Annotated in this window: 15 protein-coding genes (1 of these 15 cut by a window edge); 13 read left to right on the top strand and 2 right to left on the bottom strand. The window is 59.6% G+C overall.

The window, feature by feature from the left end; genetic code table 11:
* Positions 1–24 precede the first annotated feature (24 nt).
* The 10 genes from Q0X23_RS08230 to galK all read left to right on the top strand — a co-directional run bounded on the left by Q0X23_RS08230 (position 25) and on the right by galK (position 11,235).
* On the top strand, positions 25–807 hold the full coding sequence (locus tag Q0X23_RS08230; RefSeq protein WP_297859857.1) for a DeoR/GlpR family DNA-binding transcription regulator: 783 nt from the start codon (positions 25–27) through the stop codon (positions 805–807).
* A gap of 177 nt (positions 808–984) precedes the next feature.
* Positions 985–2,274 (top strand): extracellular solute-binding protein, encoded by a 1,290-nt coding sequence (locus Q0X23_RS08225; protein ID WP_297859856.1) that lies wholly within the window; start codon positions 985–987, stop codon positions 2,272–2,274.
* A gap of 76 nt (positions 2,275–2,350) precedes the next feature.
* Positions 2,351–2,602 carry a hypothetical protein gene (locus tag Q0X23_RS08220; RefSeq protein ID WP_297859855.1) on the top strand — a complete coding sequence of 84 codons (252 nt, stop codon included), beginning with the start codon at positions 2,351–2,353 and terminating at the stop codon, positions 2,600–2,602.
* Positions 2,599–3,438: a carbohydrate ABC transporter permease gene (locus Q0X23_RS08215; protein WP_297859854.1), complete on the top strand. Its 840-nt coding sequence runs from the start codon at positions 2,599–2,601 to the stop codon at positions 3,436–3,438. The genes Q0X23_RS08220 and Q0X23_RS08215 overlap by 4 nt, the downstream gene beginning before the upstream one ends.
* A complete protein-coding gene (locus tag Q0X23_RS08210; RefSeq protein ID WP_297859853.1) occupies positions 3,435–4,445 on the top strand; it encodes a carbohydrate ABC transporter permease in 1,011 nt (336 codons plus the stop codon). The genes Q0X23_RS08215 and Q0X23_RS08210 overlap by 4 nt, the downstream gene beginning before the upstream one ends.
* 148 nt (positions 4,446–4,593) lie before the next feature.
* Complete coding sequence (locus Q0X23_RS08205; protein ID WP_297859852.1) at positions 4,594–6,537, top strand: beta-galactosidase; 1,944 nt, start codon at positions 4,594–4,596, stop codon at positions 6,535–6,537.
* Between the two features lie 2 nt (positions 6,538–6,539).
* On the top strand, positions 6,540–7,988 hold the full coding sequence (locus Q0X23_RS08200) for a glycoside hydrolase family 36 protein (RefSeq protein ID WP_297861190.1): 1,449 nt from the start codon (positions 6,540–6,542) through the stop codon (positions 7,986–7,988).
* A 40-nt stretch (positions 7,989–8,028) separates the two neighbouring features.
* A complete protein-coding gene (galT, locus tag Q0X23_RS08195; protein ID WP_297861189.1) occupies positions 8,029–9,069 on the top strand; it encodes a galactose-1-phosphate uridylyltransferase in 1,041 nt (346 codons plus the stop codon).
* A 91-nt stretch (positions 9,070–9,160) separates the two neighbouring features.
* Positions 9,161–10,165, top strand: coding sequence for a Xaa-Pro peptidase family protein (locus tag Q0X23_RS08190; protein WP_297859851.1), 1,005 nt, complete (start codon positions 9,161–9,163; stop codon positions 10,163–10,165).
* 20 nt (positions 10,166–10,185) lie between these two features.
* Positions 10,186–11,235 carry a galactokinase gene (gene galK / locus Q0X23_RS08185; RefSeq protein WP_297859850.1) on the top strand — a complete coding sequence of 350 codons (1,050 nt, stop codon included), beginning with the start codon at positions 10,186–10,188 and terminating at the stop codon, positions 11,233–11,235.
* A gap of 49 nt (positions 11,236–11,284) precedes the next feature.
* Here the strand turns inward: galK and Q0X23_RS08180 are convergent, their stop codons facing one another.
* On the bottom strand, positions 11,285–12,211 hold the full coding sequence (locus Q0X23_RS08180; protein WP_297859849.1) for an Hsp33 family molecular chaperone HslO: 927 nt from the start codon (positions 12,209–12,211) through the stop codon (positions 11,285–11,287).
* 140 nt (positions 12,212–12,351) lie between these two features.
* Here Q0X23_RS08180 and Q0X23_RS08175 point away from each other — a divergent pair, with 140 nt between their 5' ends.
* Complete coding sequence (locus tag Q0X23_RS08175; RefSeq protein ID WP_297859848.1) at positions 12,352–12,873, top strand: HNH endonuclease; 522 nt, start codon at positions 12,352–12,354, stop codon at positions 12,871–12,873.
* Positions 12,874–12,987: 114 nt separating this feature from the next.
* Here Q0X23_RS08175 and Q0X23_RS08170 read toward each other — a convergent pair whose 3' ends face one another.
* Positions 12,988–13,242, bottom strand: coding sequence for a HigA family addiction module antitoxin (locus Q0X23_RS08170; protein ID WP_297859847.1), 255 nt, complete (start codon positions 13,240–13,242; stop codon positions 12,988–12,990).
* A gap of 11 nt (positions 13,243–13,253) precedes the next feature.
* Between Q0X23_RS08170 and Q0X23_RS08165 the strand changes: the two genes are divergently transcribed.
* Both Q0X23_RS08165 and Q0X23_RS08160 read left to right on the top strand, forming a co-directional pair.
* On the top strand, positions 13,254–14,543 hold the full coding sequence (locus tag Q0X23_RS08165; RefSeq protein WP_297859846.1) for a DNA double-strand break repair nuclease NurA: 1,290 nt from the start codon (positions 13,254–13,256) through the stop codon (positions 14,541–14,543).
* A gap of 1 nt (position 14,544) precedes the next feature.
* Positions 14,545–15,878, top strand: partial view of an ATP-binding protein gene (locus Q0X23_RS08160; protein ID WP_297859845.1) — the 5' portion only. Its footprint extends 493 nt past the window's final position; the window shows 1,334 of its 1,827 coding nt (coding positions 1–1,334); the start codon lies at positions 14,545–14,547; the stop codon falls past the right edge of the window.

Raw genomic sequence — 15,878 nt, 5'->3', positions numbered from 1 at the left:
GTCAAACTTTCGTATGCTTTCGCTATGCCCTCCCTCGAGGCCACCTTTCGCCATCGGGAAATCCTGGAGGTGCTGCGCCGCGATGGCCGATTGCAGGTGCGTCAGCTGGCCGAACACTTCGGGGTTTCCACCGTTACCATCCGCACCGACCTGGAGTATCTGGAGCAACAGGGCTTGCTGCGCCGCACCCGGGGGGGCGCGGTTCCGGCGGAGACCAAACGCTTTGAGTTGCCCCTGGAAGAAACCCGGCAGGTTCACGCGCGCGAAAAAGAGAGCATTGGCGGCTATGCTGCTGGTCTGGTACGCGATGGCGAGACCATCATTTTGGATGTGGGCAGCACCACCACCGAACTGGCCAAGGCCCTCTCGCCCTCGCTACGGAACGTGGTAGTGATTACCAGTGGCCTCAACATTGCCCTGCTCCTGGAGTCGCACCCGGGCATTACCGTCATCGTTACCGGAGGTACCCTCAGGCCCTTGCAGCACTCGCTGGTTAACCCCTATGGCAGCTTGCTTCTGCGTGAAATCAATGCCGACAAGGTTTTTCTGGGCTGCAACGGGGTACACCCCGATAAGGGCTTCACCAACACCAATCTGCAAGAAGCCGAGATTAAGCGGGCCATGATGGAAGCCGCCCGCGAGACCATCGTGCTGGCTGACCACAGCAAAATCATGCAGGTGGCCGCAGCGCGTATTGGGCCGTTAGGGGCAGCTGACCTGCTCATCACCGATTCCAAAGCAAAAAAAGAAGATCTCGAGGCCCTGCGCAACAAGGGGCTCGAGGTGGCGGTGGCCCGCCGTATCTGAACCCTTTTTCGAAAGTTTACGCAAACGTTCATAACTATTGACAAGTTCAAAGTGTTCCCGATAAACTCCCCTTGAACCTTAACGGGGAACGGAACCGCTTCGTCCATACGCGGGTCAGGCATTGCCCTGTCCTATGCACCGGAGCCCCGGAAAAGGCGGGTATCTAAGGAGGGATACATGAAACGTCTACTGGTTTTAGGTGCGGCCCTGGCCCTCACGGTGGCCTCGGCCCAGATACAGGGGAACCCCAACCTGCGCGGTGAGATTACCGTGTGGAGCTGGGACATTGCCGCCAAGGCCCTGGAGGCCAACATCCCCGGCTTTAACAAGCTCTTCCCCAACGTTAAGGTCACGGTGCTCGACATCGGCAACCAGGCCACCTACGACCGCGGCCTGGCCGGCTGTGCGGCGGGCGGCGGCGACCTGCCCGACGTATACTCCATCGAAAACAACGAAGCCGAGGTGTTCTGGGCCCGCTTTCCCAACTGCTTCACCGATATGAACACCCTGCAACCCGCGGCCTCGACCCTGCGCAACCAGTTCCCCGCCTTCAAGTGGACCGAACTGACCGTGGGCAACAAGGTCTTCGCCATGCCCTGGGACTCCGGCCCGGTGGTGATGTTCTACCGGCGCGACATCTATAGCCAGGCCGGGGTCAACCCCGCCACCATCCGCACCTGGGACGACTTCATCGCCGCAGGTAAGAAGATCGCTGCAGCAACCAACAACCGGGTTAAGGTAGGCGTGATTGCCAACGGCCAGGACGACGAGTGGTTCCGCATGCTGGCCAACCAGAACAGTTGCTTCTATTTCAACAACGAGGCCAGCGCTGTCACGGTTAATCAGCCCGGCTGTATAACGGCCCTCGAGACGGTCAAAAAACTCATTGACGCCGGAGTCGTGATGCAGGGCGGCTGGAACGAGCAAATCCAGGCCTTCAAGGCCGGTACCGTAGCCACCAGCATGTTCGGCGCCTGGTACGAAGGCACCATCCGCTCCAACGCCCCCGACCAGAGCGGCAAGTGGGGTGTCTACCCCATGCCTGCTTCGCGGGCCGGCGGCGTGCGTGCGGCCAACCTGGGCGGCTCAGCGCTGGCCATTCCGGCCTCCTCGCGCAACAAGGAAGCGGCCTGGGCTTTCGTCCGCTATGCCCTGGGCACCACCGAAGGCCAGGTGACCATGCTCAAGCAATTCGGGCTGGTACCCTCGCTCCTGGCCGCCACCCGCGACCCCTATGTCAACCAACCCCAGCCTTACTGGGGCAACCAGCGCATCTGGCAGGTCATCCTGGGCACCCTGGGCAATGTGCCTGCGGCCCGTGGCACCCAGTTCTTCCAGGAAGCCCGCGCCATCATGGTCAAAACCCAGGCCGACTATGTAGCCGGGCGCTTCCCCAGTGCCAAGGCGGCCCTCGACGCCGCCGCCCAGCAAATCTCGCAGGCCACCGGTCTACCCATAGCACGCTAAACGTTTTGTGGGGGGTGGGGGCAACCTCACCCCCCGACTTTTACAACAGTAGAATTCCTTTGGAACATCCCGTGAGATGCAACCTATCAACCAGACTTTTGGCCAGGAGGAAGCCGCGTACTGCTCGGCAACACCCACTGCCGTACGGGAGGAAGCCGCGTACTGCTCGGCAACACCCACTGCCGTACGGGAGGAAGCCGCGTACTGCTCGGCAACACCCACTGCCGTACGGGAGGAAGCCGCGTACTGCTCGGCAACACCCACTGCCGTACGGGAGGAAGCCGCGTACTGCTCGGCAACACTTACTGCTGTACGGGAGGAAGCGTGAAACGTAGCGCGACCCCTTATCTTTTTTTGAGTCCTTACCTGGCGATTTTCGCCTTGTTCTGGGCCTGGCCGATCCTCGAGTCGCTGTTGCTCTCGTTTCAGAACACCCGGGTTTTCCCACCGGTGTGGAACCTCAGTATCAACTGGGGCCGCATCCTGGGCGATGCGGCTTTTTGGGACGCCCTGCGCAACACGGTGCTGATTCTGGTCATCCAGGTACCTATCATGCTGGCCCTGGCGACCGTGCTGGCAGTTGCACTGAACTCGCAATTGCTGCGGGCCAGAGGCTTTTTTCGCTTTGCCTTTTTTGCCCCGGTGGTGGTGGGGGCGGTGGCCTACTCGGCAGTGTTTCGCCTGCTTTTTAACCAAAACGGCGCCGTTAACGCCGCGCTGGGCCTGGATTTGAACTGGATCTTTGACCCCGTGGGCGCCATGGCCGTCATCATCACCACCCTCACCTGGCGCTGGACGGGCTACAACGCCATCATCATCCTGGCCGGGCTGCAAAGCATCCCCAAAGACATCTACGAGGCCGCCGAGATTGACGGGGCCAGCCCCTGGCAGCAGTTCTGGCGCATCACTGTGCCCAGCCTGCGCCCGGTGCTCTTGTTCTGCCTGGTGCTTTCCATTATCGGTACCCTGCAGCTCTTCACCGAGCCCTGGCTCATTACCAACGGCGGCCCCGGCACCGCCACCACCACCTTAGGGGTCTACCTTTACCGCCAGGGCTTCCAGAACATCAACTTTGGCTACGCCTCTACTATCGCCTATGCCATCACCCTGCTGGCGCTGGTCTTCTCCATCATCCAGCTCAGGCTTTTCGGGAGGGAATCGTGAAGCGGCGGCTGTGGTGGCGCAGCTTCTGGCTGCACCTGTTTCTAACCCCCCTGGCGCTGTTGTGGCTGGCCCCGCTGTGGCTGATGTTCGTTTTCTCAACCCACCCCGAGATAGCCATCTTCAGCACCCCCACCCCGATTCTGCCGGGCAATCAGTTTGCCACCAACCTGCAAAGCCTGCAAGCCGACACCAACTTCTTGCGAACCCTCTTCAACAGCATCATGGTCGCGGGTATCTACACGGTGCTCTCGATCTTTTTGACCAGCCTGGCCGGCTATGCCTTTGCCCGCTTCGATTTCTGGGGCAAGGGGGTGGTGTTTTCGCTGGTGATTGCCACCCTGACCATCCCCTATTTCGCGGTGGTGATTCCGCAGTTCATTCTGGTGGCCCGCGAGGCCAAAACCCTTCTGGCCATCCTGATCGGGATGGCCGTGTTTGGCGGGATTGCCGCCCTGCTGGCCTGGCTGAAGTTCTCGCCCGCCCTGGGGCGGCTGGTCTGGGTGGGCTACGGGTTGGCCGGGCTGGCCTACCTGTTTTTGGGCGTGCCCGCGCTGCGCGAGGCCATGACCTTCGACTTCCGCCTGACCAACACCTACTGGGCGGTGATTCTGCCCTCGCTGGCCAATAGCCTGGGGGTGTTTTTTATGCGGCAAAACTTCCTGAGCGTGCCGCAAAGCCTGCTGGAAGCGGCCCGTATAGATGGGGCAGGCGAGTTTCGCATCTTTTTCCGCGTAGCGGTGCCGCTGGTGCTCCCGGCCATGGCGGCCCTGGCGATTATCTTGTTCCTGGCCTCCTGGAACGACTATCTGTGGCCCTTGCTGGTGCTCTCGGACCGGGCCATGCAGACCGCTCCGGTGGCGCTGGGCTCCCTGATCGGGCTGACGCGGGTTTCGTGGGGGGGCATTATGGTGGGGGCTGTGATGACCACCTTGCCTTTCCTGATTTTGTTCTTGTTTTTGCAACGCTACTTCATCGCCGGTATCACCGCTGGTGGTGTAAAGGACTGAGCGGCAAGAACACCGCAACGAATTTGTTATGGGTTTAGCTTCTATCAATCACAGAAGGTTATGTGAGCACAGTACAACGGTTTTCCATCGCAAGAAAGGCTAAAAATCATCGCTCAAAACGCTACCAAATTCCGATCATCCCTGACTTATGCTAGGCGTCTGCTACTACCCCGAACACTGGCCCCGCGAGCGCTGGGCCGAGGATGCCCGCCGCATGCGCGAGCTGGGCCTTACCTACGTCCGCATCGGCGAGTTTGCCTGGAGCCGTATAGAGCCCGATCCGGGCCGCTTCGCCTGGGCCTGGCTGGACGAGGCCATCGAAACCCTGGGCCAGGCCGGGCTCAAAGTGGTGCTGGGCACCCCTACGGCCACCCCGCCCAAGTGGCTAATAGATCAGCACCCGGACGTGTTGGCCTACGATATACAAGGTCGCCCGCGCAGGTTTGGCTCCCGTCGCCACTACAGCTTCAGCAGCCGGGTCTACCTCGAGGAGGCCCGCCGCATCGTGACCCTGCTGGCCCAGCGCTATGGCCAACATCCCCATGTAGCGGGCTGGCAGACCGACAACGAGTACGGCTGTCACGACACCACCCGCAGCTATGGCCCCGAAGATCTGCGGGCTTTCCGGCTGTGGCTCCAGGCCCGCTACGGCAGCATCGAGGCCCTCAACCGGGCCTGGGGCAACGTCTTCTGGAGCATGGAGTACCGCTCCTTTGGCGAGGTGGATCTGCCCAATCAGACCGTCACCGAAGCTAACCCCGCCCACTGGCTGGACTTTTACCGCTTCAGCTCCGAGCAGGTAGCAGCCTTCAACCGGATGCAGGTGGAAATTCTGCGGGCCTACTCACCGAAGCGCTTCATCGTGCACAACTTCATGGGCTACACCCCCGACTTCGATCACTTCAAGCTAGCCCAGGACTTAGACATCGCCGGGTGGGACAGCTATCCTTTGGGCTTCACCGACATGGACGTGCTGCCCTGTACAGCGGAAGAAAAAATCCGCTACGCCCGCACCGGCCACCCCGACATCGCCGCCTTTCACCACGACCTGTACCGTGGGGTGAAGCCGCGGTGGTGGGTGATGGAGCAGCAGCCGGGGCCGGTCAACTGGGCCCACCACAACCCCGCTCCGGCCCCCGGCGTGGTGCGGCTTTGGACCTGGGAGGCCCTGGCCCACGGGGCCGAGGTGGTGAGCTACTTCCGCTGGCGGCAGTTTCCTCAGGCCCAGGAGCAGTTCCATGCCGGCCTCAACCGCCCCGACTTTGAGCCCGATGTGGGCTTTTCCGAGGCCGCACGGGTAGCCGAGGAGCTCCAGAGCCTGGGCCCGCTGCCCCCCAGCAGCCCCGCGCCGGTGGCGCTGGTTTTCGACTACGAGGCCGACTGGGTTTACCGGATTCAGCCCCAGGGCCGGGAGTTTATTTACCGCGACCTGGTTTGGGTGTTTTACGAAGCCCTGCGCGCGCTGGGCCTGGATGTAGACTTTGTGCCCCCAGGGGCCCGTCTGGAGCCGTACCGGCTGGTGGTGGTGCCCAGCCTGCCTGTGGTCTCAGAGGCTGCCCTGGAAATTTTCCGCCACCACCAGGGTGTTGTGGTGTGGGGCCCCCGGAGCGGTTCCAAAACCGAGTTTCTGAGCATTCCGCCCACCCTGCCGCCGGGGCGCTTACAGGATTTGCTGCCACTCAGGGTGACGCGGGTGGAGAGTACCCGTCCTGGACTATCCGAACCGGTGCGCTGGAACGGCCTGGAATGGCCATCTGGGATATGGAAGGAGTGGGTTGAATCGGACTTACCCCCCCAGGCCACATTTGGCGATGGCAAGGGCGCTCTGTACCAGCACCAGAACCACCACTACCTGGCCTTCTGGCCGGGCCAGGACTTCCTGCAAAGCTACCTGGGTGCCCTGGCCAAAAACCTGGATCTACCGCTTCACCCCGTACCCGAGGGTATACGCGTCCGCAGACGCGGCGACTGGGTTTTCGCCTTCAACTACTCTGGCCAACCTCAACCCGCCCCCGCCCCCACAAACGCCCGGTTCCTGGTAGGAGGCCCCACCCTCGAGGCCTATAATTTTTGCATCTGGAAAGCGGGGTGAACATGCAGATTCAGGGCTACGACTTTCACATTAATGCAGGGAGGCTCGAGGAGACTCTGGGTGGCTACCTGTTGCATGGCAAGCATGTGCAGATTGGGCATCCTTTTGGCCGCACCCTGTTTTTCAAGCATGGTTGGCAGAGCTGGAGCGAGGCCGCCTGGGTCAGCCTCAAGGAAAACCCCAGGCCCATCCTGCCCCCCGAACGCCGCCCCCAGTGCGACGACCCCGCCTACGCCCTCTCGCCCGTCCACGGCGGCAGTGGCCTGGGGGGCCTCGAGGGCTACGACGGGCGTATGCTTTTTCTGGGGGCGCTGCGACTCGGCGCCCGTGTCGAGGCCGACCGCCTGAATCTGAAGGGCGCGTGCGACCACGAAATGCAGTGGTTCTTGGCCTACGGCGAAGCCCAGCAGGTTCTGAGCCGCTACGCCGAACTGCTCGCTACCACCCTGGGGGTGCGGGCCCAGCGGCCTGCGCCGCGGGTGTGGTGCAGCTGGTATAGCTACTACAGCGACATCTCCGAAGGCCAGTTGCTCCAGACCATCGCCGGTTTGCAGGGCCTGCCTTTCGAGGTGTTTCAGGTAGACGACGGCTGGCAGCAAAATATGGGCGACTGGGAGCCCAACCACAAGTTCCCCTCTGGGATGAGCGCCATCGCGCTCAGGGCCCAGAGCCAGGGCCTCACCCCCGGCCTCTGGCTGGCCCCCTTTATTGCCCGGCCCAGCTCCAACCTGTTCAAGGAACACCCCGACTGGTTCTTGCGCGACGAGCAGGGCGAGCTGGTTCCGGCAGGCAACAACTGGGGCGGCTTCTACGCCCTGGACGTGACCCTACCGGCGGTACAGTACTGGCTGCGCAGCCTGATCCAGACGGTGCGGGGCTGGGGCTACCGGTACTTGAAGCTCGACTTTTTGTATGCAGCGGCCCTACCGGGAAAAAGGCCGGGCGGGGAGGCGCGGGAGGACGCCTACCGCGAGGCGCTGCGTGTAATCCGCGAGGCCGCCGGCGACGATGTGTATATTCTGGCTTGCGGAGCACCCATTATTGCCTCGTTGGGGCTGGTGGATGGGCTTCGTATTGGGCCGGATGTAGCTCCCTACTGGGACAACGAAGACCGGCGGGTGTTCTTGCACGACCCCACCGGCCCGGCCGCCTACAACGCCCTGCGCACCTGCCTGCACCGGCTCTGGCTCAAGCCCCTGGTGCATACCGACCCGGATGTGGCCTACTTCCGCTCCCGCTACAACCTGCTCACCCCAGCGCAGCGGGCCGTGCTGCAAGACCTGGCGCTGGTTGCGGGCTTCAAGGCCACCTCCGACCCCCCCGAATGGCTGGACGACGAGGAACGGGAGCAACTTAGGGCCTGGCTCGAGGCCACCCCTAGCATCGAACAAACCGGCCCCTACAGCTTCAAAATCGGCGAGCGCGAGGTGGATTTCTCGAGCTGGCTTTAGCTTTTTCTGCCCAAACCCCCTTATGTTCACCAATGTTATGATGCATAAGCGTGTATACCAGAAAAAAGATGGCCGCATGCTCTACCTCTACGGCCAAAAACCCCACACCCTGCCCGCACTCGAGGAAGGCGAAAACACCGGGCAAGCTCAATCCCACGCCCGCTGGCATCCCCTGCGGCAGGAGTGGGTGGTGTTTGCCGCCAGCCGCCAGGGCCGCACCTTCCTGCCCCCCAAGCAGTACGACCCTTTAGCCCCCAGCAAGCCCGGCGGCTTTCCCAGCGAAATCCCCTTTGAGGACTTCGAGATTGCCGTGTTTCAAAACCGCTGGCCCTCGCTCTCGCCCCAGGCGGGCGAGCCCCCGGAGGACCTCGCCATCCCCACCCGCGACGCCAGGGGCGACTGTGAAGTGGTGGTCTATACTCCCGAGCACAGCGGCAGCATCGCCTCGCTCAGCCCCGAGCGGCGCGAGCTTTTGGTACAGGTCTGGGCCGACCGCTACCGCGACCTCTACGCCCGCGAACACATCCAGTACGTGATGCCCTTCGAGAACCGGGGCGAGCAGATGGGGGTGACGCTGCACCACCCTCACGGGCAGATTTACGCCTACCCCTGGGTTCCGCCCATCCTGCAAAAAGAGCTCGAGGCCTTTCAAAAGAGCCCGGTACTGCTGGATCTGCTGCCTCATCTGGGGCCTTACACCGTGCTCGAAGACGAGTACACCATCGCTTGCATCCCGCCTTATGCCCGCTACCCCTACGAGCTGCTGGTCTTCCCCAAGCGGTTCCGGCCTGGCCTCTGGACCTTCAGCACTGCCGAAACCCAGAGCTTCGCCCGGACGCTGGGCCAGGTGGTGCAAAAGCTGGACAACCTCTTCCACAAACCCATGCCCTACGTGATGGCCCTGCACGCTGCCCCCAAAGGAGCCGAGGCGGTCTTTCATTTCCATGTGGAGTTCTACCCGGCTTTGCGCACCGCCGACAAGCTCAAATACCTGGCCGGAACCGAGATTGCCGCCGGCACCTTTGCCATGGACGCGCTGCCCGAGGAGACCGCCAGGGTGCTGCGGGCGGTGGAGATATAAAACCTCTCCGGCGGCTACTACCTGGGTGACATAGGCCATCGACTCTGGACTTATTACAGGCTCATGTAACAAAAAGGCGTTAGGCTAAGATATGAATCCTTTTGCACTGGCCCGTCTGCGTGCCTGGATGGAAAACCAGGGCTTTGAGCGCTTTTTTGTGCAGCAACCGGAGAACTTTGCCTGGCTCACGGGGGGCGGCGACAACACAGTCGTCGCCTTTCGCCCGGTAGCGGCCTGGCTCGAGGTGACCCCCGAGACCGTGCGCTTACATGCCTCGCAAATCGAAGCGGGGCGGCTGCTGGACGAGGAAACCCCGGGCCTCGAGGTGCTGCGCTACCCCTGGTACAGCCCCCCCACCCCCCAGGGGCAAAGCGACCTCGAGCACGACCTCACCACGCTAAGGCTGGTGCTCTCCGCAGCGGAGCAGGAGCGCTACCGTGCCCTGGGCCGCGAGGCGGCTATGGCCCTGGGCGAGAGCCTCCGCTTTGCCGACCCCGGCTGGAGCGAGTACGACCTGGCCGGGGCCATCAGCGAAGAGCTGCTTTCCAAAGGCATACAACCCCTGGTGCTTTTGGTCGCGGGTGAGGAACGGTTGTTCCGCTACCGCCACCCCATCCCCACACGGCGGCCCCTGGGGCGGCTCTTCATGGGGGTTATCTGCGGTCGGCGGCACGGCCTCTTTGCCAACGTAAGCCGCCTGCGCAGCTTTGGACACCCCGAAGCCGGCAGCCTTAACGAGCAAATCTGCCAGGTCGAGGCAGCTGCGCTGGAGGCCTCCCGGCCTGGGGCCACCCTGGGCGAGGTGTTGGAGCAGATACGTTCGGCCTATCAGCGCATTGGCCGCGCCGAGGAGTTTGAAAACCATCACCAGGGCGGCCTGACCGGCTACAAAAGCCGCGAGGTGCTGGCCCGGCCCGGCAACCCCACCCGGCTCGAGGTCGGCATGGCCCTGGCCTGGAACCCCAGCCTGCCGGGGGCCAAGGTGGAGGATACCTTCTTGCTGACCGAGACCGGACTGGAAAATCTCACCCGAGACCCCGAGTGGCCCATGATGCAGGTGGCAGGGCATCTGCGCCCGATGGTGCTCGAGGGCTAAAGCACACCACGGAGCAAAGGATGAGCACGTTCAAGGAAGTCTTCGGCACCGAACCCATCGTGCGCGTTTCTGCGCCGGGCCGGGTCAACCTGCTGGGCGAACACACCGACTACAACGGGGGCTTTGTTTTTCCCACGCCCCTCCCCTATCAGACCCACATAGAGGCCGCCCCTGCCGAGGGTACCGAAGCTTATGCCGAGAACTTCCAGGAGCGCAAAAGCCGGGGGCTGGGCGAACCCAGGCAGGGCGACTGGCTGGACTATCTGGCGGGCTGCGTGTGGGTGCTGCACCAACACGGGCACGTCGTACCGGGCTTGCGGGCCTATGTGCGTAGCGATGTCCCCATGACCGGTGGGCTTTCTAGCTCGGCGGCGCTGGAAGTGGCGACCCTGCGGGCCTTGCGCGAGCTGTACAGGCTGCCCCTGGACGACGTGCAGATTGCCCTGCTGGCCCAACAAGCCGAGGTGGAGTACGTGGGGGTACGTTGCGGCATTATGGATCAGATGGCCTCGTCGGTGGGGCGGCTGGGCTATGGGCTGTTTTTGGATACTCAGAACCTTACCACCCGGCTGGCCCCCTTGCCCCAGGGGTACCGGGTGCCGGTGGTGGACTCAGGGCTGCCACGCCGCCTGGCCGAGTCGGGCTACAACACCCGCCGCAGCGAGTGCGAGCAGGCCTGCGCCCTGCTGGGGGTGAAGTCGCTGCGCGAGCTCTCCCCCGCCGACCTGCCCCGCATCAATGCCCTGCCCGAGCCCCTGAACCGCCGCGCGCGCCATGTAGTAACCGAAAACCAGCGGGTGCTGGAGGGGGTACAGGCCCTGGAGCAGGGCGATATTGAGCGCTTTGGTCAGTTGATGGTGGCCTCACATGTCTCGCTGCGCGACGATTACCAGGTTTCTATTCCCGAGCTCGACCAGTTGGTGGAGGCCGAATTGCGCCATGGGGCAGTAGGCGCCCGCCTGACCGGGGCCGGTTTTGGCGGTTCGACGGTCGCGTTGGTGGCAGAGGCCCGCTACGAAGAATTCAAAAAAGGCGTTATACAAGACTATCCTCGAGCCCGGTTTCTATAAAACCAACCGCAGCTGGTGGTCTGGTCACAAAGCCACGATAAGGGCAGCCTCAAGCCTTGGGCACCTCACCCCTGAAGCCCTCCCCCAGAGGCAGGGAGCGGATTTCCTCGGGGGTAATCTGGTATCGCTCGGCACACCAGTGGCAAAAAACCTCGGCCCCACCGTCCTGTTCAATCATCTCTTCCCGCTCCTGAGGCGAGAAGTAGACCAGCGCATTCAGGGCCCGTTCACGGCTACACCGGCAGCGGAAGGAAAGCGGGATGTGCCCCTCGCGGAAGCCCACCACGCTCAGGTCGGTGGGGTCGTAGTCCAGGCCCTCCATCAGGGCCATCACGGCCCCCTCGAGCCCCCGCTCCAGCAGCAAATCGGTAATGCTGGTGCGCCCTTGCAGGTTTTGCTCGAGCCGCCCAATCACCTCCTCGGGGCAACCCGGCAACACCTGGATCGCCACCCCACCCGCAATATGTACCGTGCCCGAACCATTGACCCGCACCCCCAGCAACACCGCCGAGGGGATTTGCTCCGACTGCCACAGATAGCGGACCAGGTCTTCGGCCACTTCCCCGCTTACCAGCTCCACGCTGGACTGATAGAGTTCCTCGTTGGACAAGAGCCGGTCTACCTTGAGCTCACCCCGGCCTATGGCCGCCCCTACATTCAGTTTGCCATCGGGCCGCAGGGGTGGGTTGGCCCGGGGGTTTTTGACGTACCCCCGCACGAACCCATCCGGGGCAGCCTCCACCACGGTTCGCCCCAGGGGTCCATTACCCACAAACTGGAGGCTCACCCGTTCTCTGGGTGTCTTGGAGAGCAAGAAGGTGAGCAGCAATACCCCACTCATGGCCCGGCCCAGCGCCGCTGTGGCAGTGGGCGAAAGCTGGTGGCGTGCCCGAGCTTCTTCAGCAATATCGGTGGTTTCAACGGCCAGCACGCGCAGGTTGCCCTCGGCTGCCAGCCCGCGAATCAAACGACCCATAACACCCGATTGTAGCAGCCATGCCACCGGCAAAAGGGTGTTAGTTCAGGGTTCAGGGCTACCTCCAACGCTGCTGTTAAACATTCATTGTGAAGCATTGCTCTAGAATCCTCTGACATTTTTCGAGTATTCTAAGCAGCGTGAACCTTGACTCCCCCCGCATCCTGGTGCTCAACGCCGGGTACGAGCCCCTGGGCCTGGCCAGCGTCAAGCGGGCCGTCATTCTGGTCATGAACGGAACCGCCGAGGTCGTCGAGGAAAGCGGCGAATACCTACGAACTCCCAGCAAGCCCTACCCCATTCCCAGCATTATCCGCCTCAAACGTCTGGTTCGCCGCCCTCCGGGGCGGCTTGCGCTTAACCGCCGGAACATCCTGCGCCGCGACGCCTACACCTGCCAGTACTGCGGCAAGCGCGGGAGCGACCTCACGGTGGATCACGTCTTCCCCAAAAGCCGGGGGGGCCGCAGCATCTGGGAAAATCTGGTAGCGGCTTGCCGCCCCTGCAACCTCAAGAAGAAAAACCGCACCCCCGAGGAAGCTGGCATGCGCCTGGCCCGCCGCCCCATCGCCCCCCGCCACAGCCTCTTGTTGGTGGCCGACCTGCCCCACCTGCCCGAGGCCTGGCGCATGTACCTGCCCGAAGTGGATCATCACCGCTAAAGTGGTTATGCCCTCTTTGCTATCTCTCCAGAGAATCAGAACCGCTGCGCTCTTTCGGAAAACGCTTCAAGCCTGAGCGGTCAGTACCCGCACCTGTTGCTCTATTTGCTTTGCCTATCTGTCATTTTCCATCTCGAGGTCGTATCGGTTTTGTAGGTTCATCCAGAAGCGCTCGCTCATGGAAAAATAGCGTGACAGCCTCAAGGCGGTATCGGGGCTGATGGCCCGCTGGCTATGTACAATTTCGTTGATGCGGCGAGCAGGTACCCCGATATCCTTTGCCAGTCGGTATTGGCTGATACCCTGGGGCTTGAGAAACTCTTCGAGCAGGATTTCGCCAGGATGGATGGGACTAAGTTTCTTGGCCATAGTAGCTTCTAGTGGTAATCCACTATCTCCACATCGTACGCGTCGCCCTCGCTCCAGCGAAAACAGATACGCCATTGCTCATTGATTCAAAAGCAGTAGGGTACAATCAAAACAAGATTATGTCGGAAAACGAAAAAGTATTTGGGGAACTACCTGCCTCGCTTGTCGAAGAAGCGCTTTCGAAAAGCCAGACTGTGGCACAAACTTTGCTTGACTCTTTCCAAAATATACGGCAGCAAAAAGGCAAATGGAGGACAGAGCTGTTAGCCGCTGAGCTACTCGGTAAAGATGCTGATTTACCTTATGTATCAACCCCCACAACAGCAGGAGTTGATGGCGCATGTGGGGTTGAGCGGCTACTTGCAAATGATTTTGTAGTGGCTGCCGCAGTTGCTGTTGAAGGTCTAGCACCCCCATCCAACATTTACCACTGGCCTGAACCTCGACACCTTAGTTTTCTTGAAACCGAGACGCATGAAGCAGAAACAGGTAGTATTTTGCGTGGCTTGATGATGAGCTTTGAGCTACAAATTGCCGTAAATGCACCTCATGATGTTGTTTTCTTAGATGGTTCGATCACAACTCCAATTATTTTCTTCAACCAATCACTTAGCAAAGCAAGCGAAGCACCCAATCTGCTCGCGTCTCAACGTTTATTTCAATCCATAGACAGTGCCCTCGAGGCTTTCTACAAGATTGCTTCGTCAACTCGAAGCGACCGCTGTTGGATAGCTGTTCCAAAATACACAACCAAACGCGAAATTGGGCAAAAGATGGGTTGGCCCGAATCGCTTGATGATCGGGGTCTGCTTACATCTATTCTCGAGCCAGGCGAATATACCAAACCTCTCGATCTAAACCAACCTGCACAACCTTGGCACATCGGATTTGAGGCAGCCATAAAGGCTTGCCGGCAAAATGGCTGGGTAGAATTAGAATCTAAGTTAACCACTGCCCAAGGTTGGTGGGAAAAGGCTCAGTCATTAGTAAACACTACTAAGATGGTCTATTATCGTCCCAATGCTTGGATTCCTGCGCTTAGGATCGAGATGGGTGCAGCCGTAGCCAACAATAAAACTCGCCTAGCCACAGCCCTGCACGCAGTAAAACATCAATGCGGTACGCCCTCTGTGATGGAACCTTACCCTTTGTATATGGCAGATAGAATGGTCAAGCATCTTCCTAAAACTATCCCTACATTCCGCCAAGTAGCATCTCAAATAATCGCAGAAAGCTACGAGGGAGATATAAGCGAAGTGTTTTTTGGAATGCACGGATATAGAACTGAATCAGGAGAGTAGTATGTCTAACAAACCAAAATCACTTTTAGATACTGCAGAAAAGATTGGAGTAATCGGCTCTCCATCTTCTACAACAGATGTCACCCTAGATATTTTGGCGAGCGCTGTGAACAAAAAACTTGTTGGTGAGCTCGCTGTTTTTCAATATCAGCAAGAAGATTCCGTTCATATAGCTCTGGGCCAAATAACTGAGGTTACTCTGCGTAATGTTTGGCATGAAGACGCAACCATGCGTAGTCTCATCCGCCAACGTGGGCGTGTAGATGCCGTAAGCGAACGGCAAGACACACACCTTGGGCAAATGACTCTCAGCGCGGTGTTTGCCGCTAATGGAAACACCTATAAGCCAAGCATTTTAGGCACAGTACCCGCAACTGGTACGGGAATCCATCTTGCCGATGATCAGGTGCTGGATCAGTTGTTGTCGCCATACAGCAATCAGTTGTCCTACTTAGGTAAGGTATACAGTTCTAAACCCAAGCTGCCTATGTGGTTCAAGCATTTCGGACGAGGCCCAGATGGGGCTGGTGAGGCTTATCACCTTGGGATTTTCGGCAAAACGGGTTCAGGGAAGTCTGTTCTAGCAAAGATGATTATCATGGCCTATGCAAAATTCCCTCAAATGGGCATTCTTGTGATTGACCCTCAAGGTGAGTTTTCAAAGGAGCTTGAAGGGGGTTCTGCACCAGGAAATTTTCAGCTTCCCATGAAAGAGGTAATCTCAAAGCAACACAAGCCGATTTCCGTATATAGCGTTCGGAATATTGTTCTTGATCGTTGGGAGTTATTTGGTCAAATTCTTTATGAATCACGTTTTTTTGAAAGACTCAGCATCTCTAAAGGCAATAATCGTCAGCTGGCTATAGATGAGCTTACTGACAGACTAAAGAAAGCTAGAATTGCCCTCAGGAATCTACATACTCGAGATTCATTCGACAAAGCCTGGAATTTACTCGGAGACGATACTGTACAAAAAGTATTTTATAAACAAGCTGAAGCACGAGAGAGGTTCAAATCTGTCTACAATGAGGCAGATCCTGATGATTTTTATAACAACCAGTGGCTTCCAGTTGCTCATTTATTCAGAGAAGACAGAAAAGGAGCAAAGAAAGTTGAAACTATAATTTGGGAGTTGCTAGACCTCAATAAGCATGTTCGCCCCATTATTGTAATTGATCTTTCTTCAGAATCTGTAACTATACAACAAAAAGCGGACGCACGTCCACTTGTTCAAGCAATGGGAATTGAAGAATCCTCCGATAGCGAATCGACAAACGTGCTTTGGAATGATATGATCCAAGCTCTTGTTATTAAGAGATTGTTGCAAGGAATTGA

The sequence above is a fragment of the Meiothermus sp. genome (assembly GCF_026004115.1).
GTDB lineage: Bacteria > Deinococcota > Deinococci > Deinococcales > Thermaceae > Meiothermus.
Note: the sequence above shows the minus strand (reverse complement) of the source record. Positions and strands in the feature narration are given on the sequence as shown.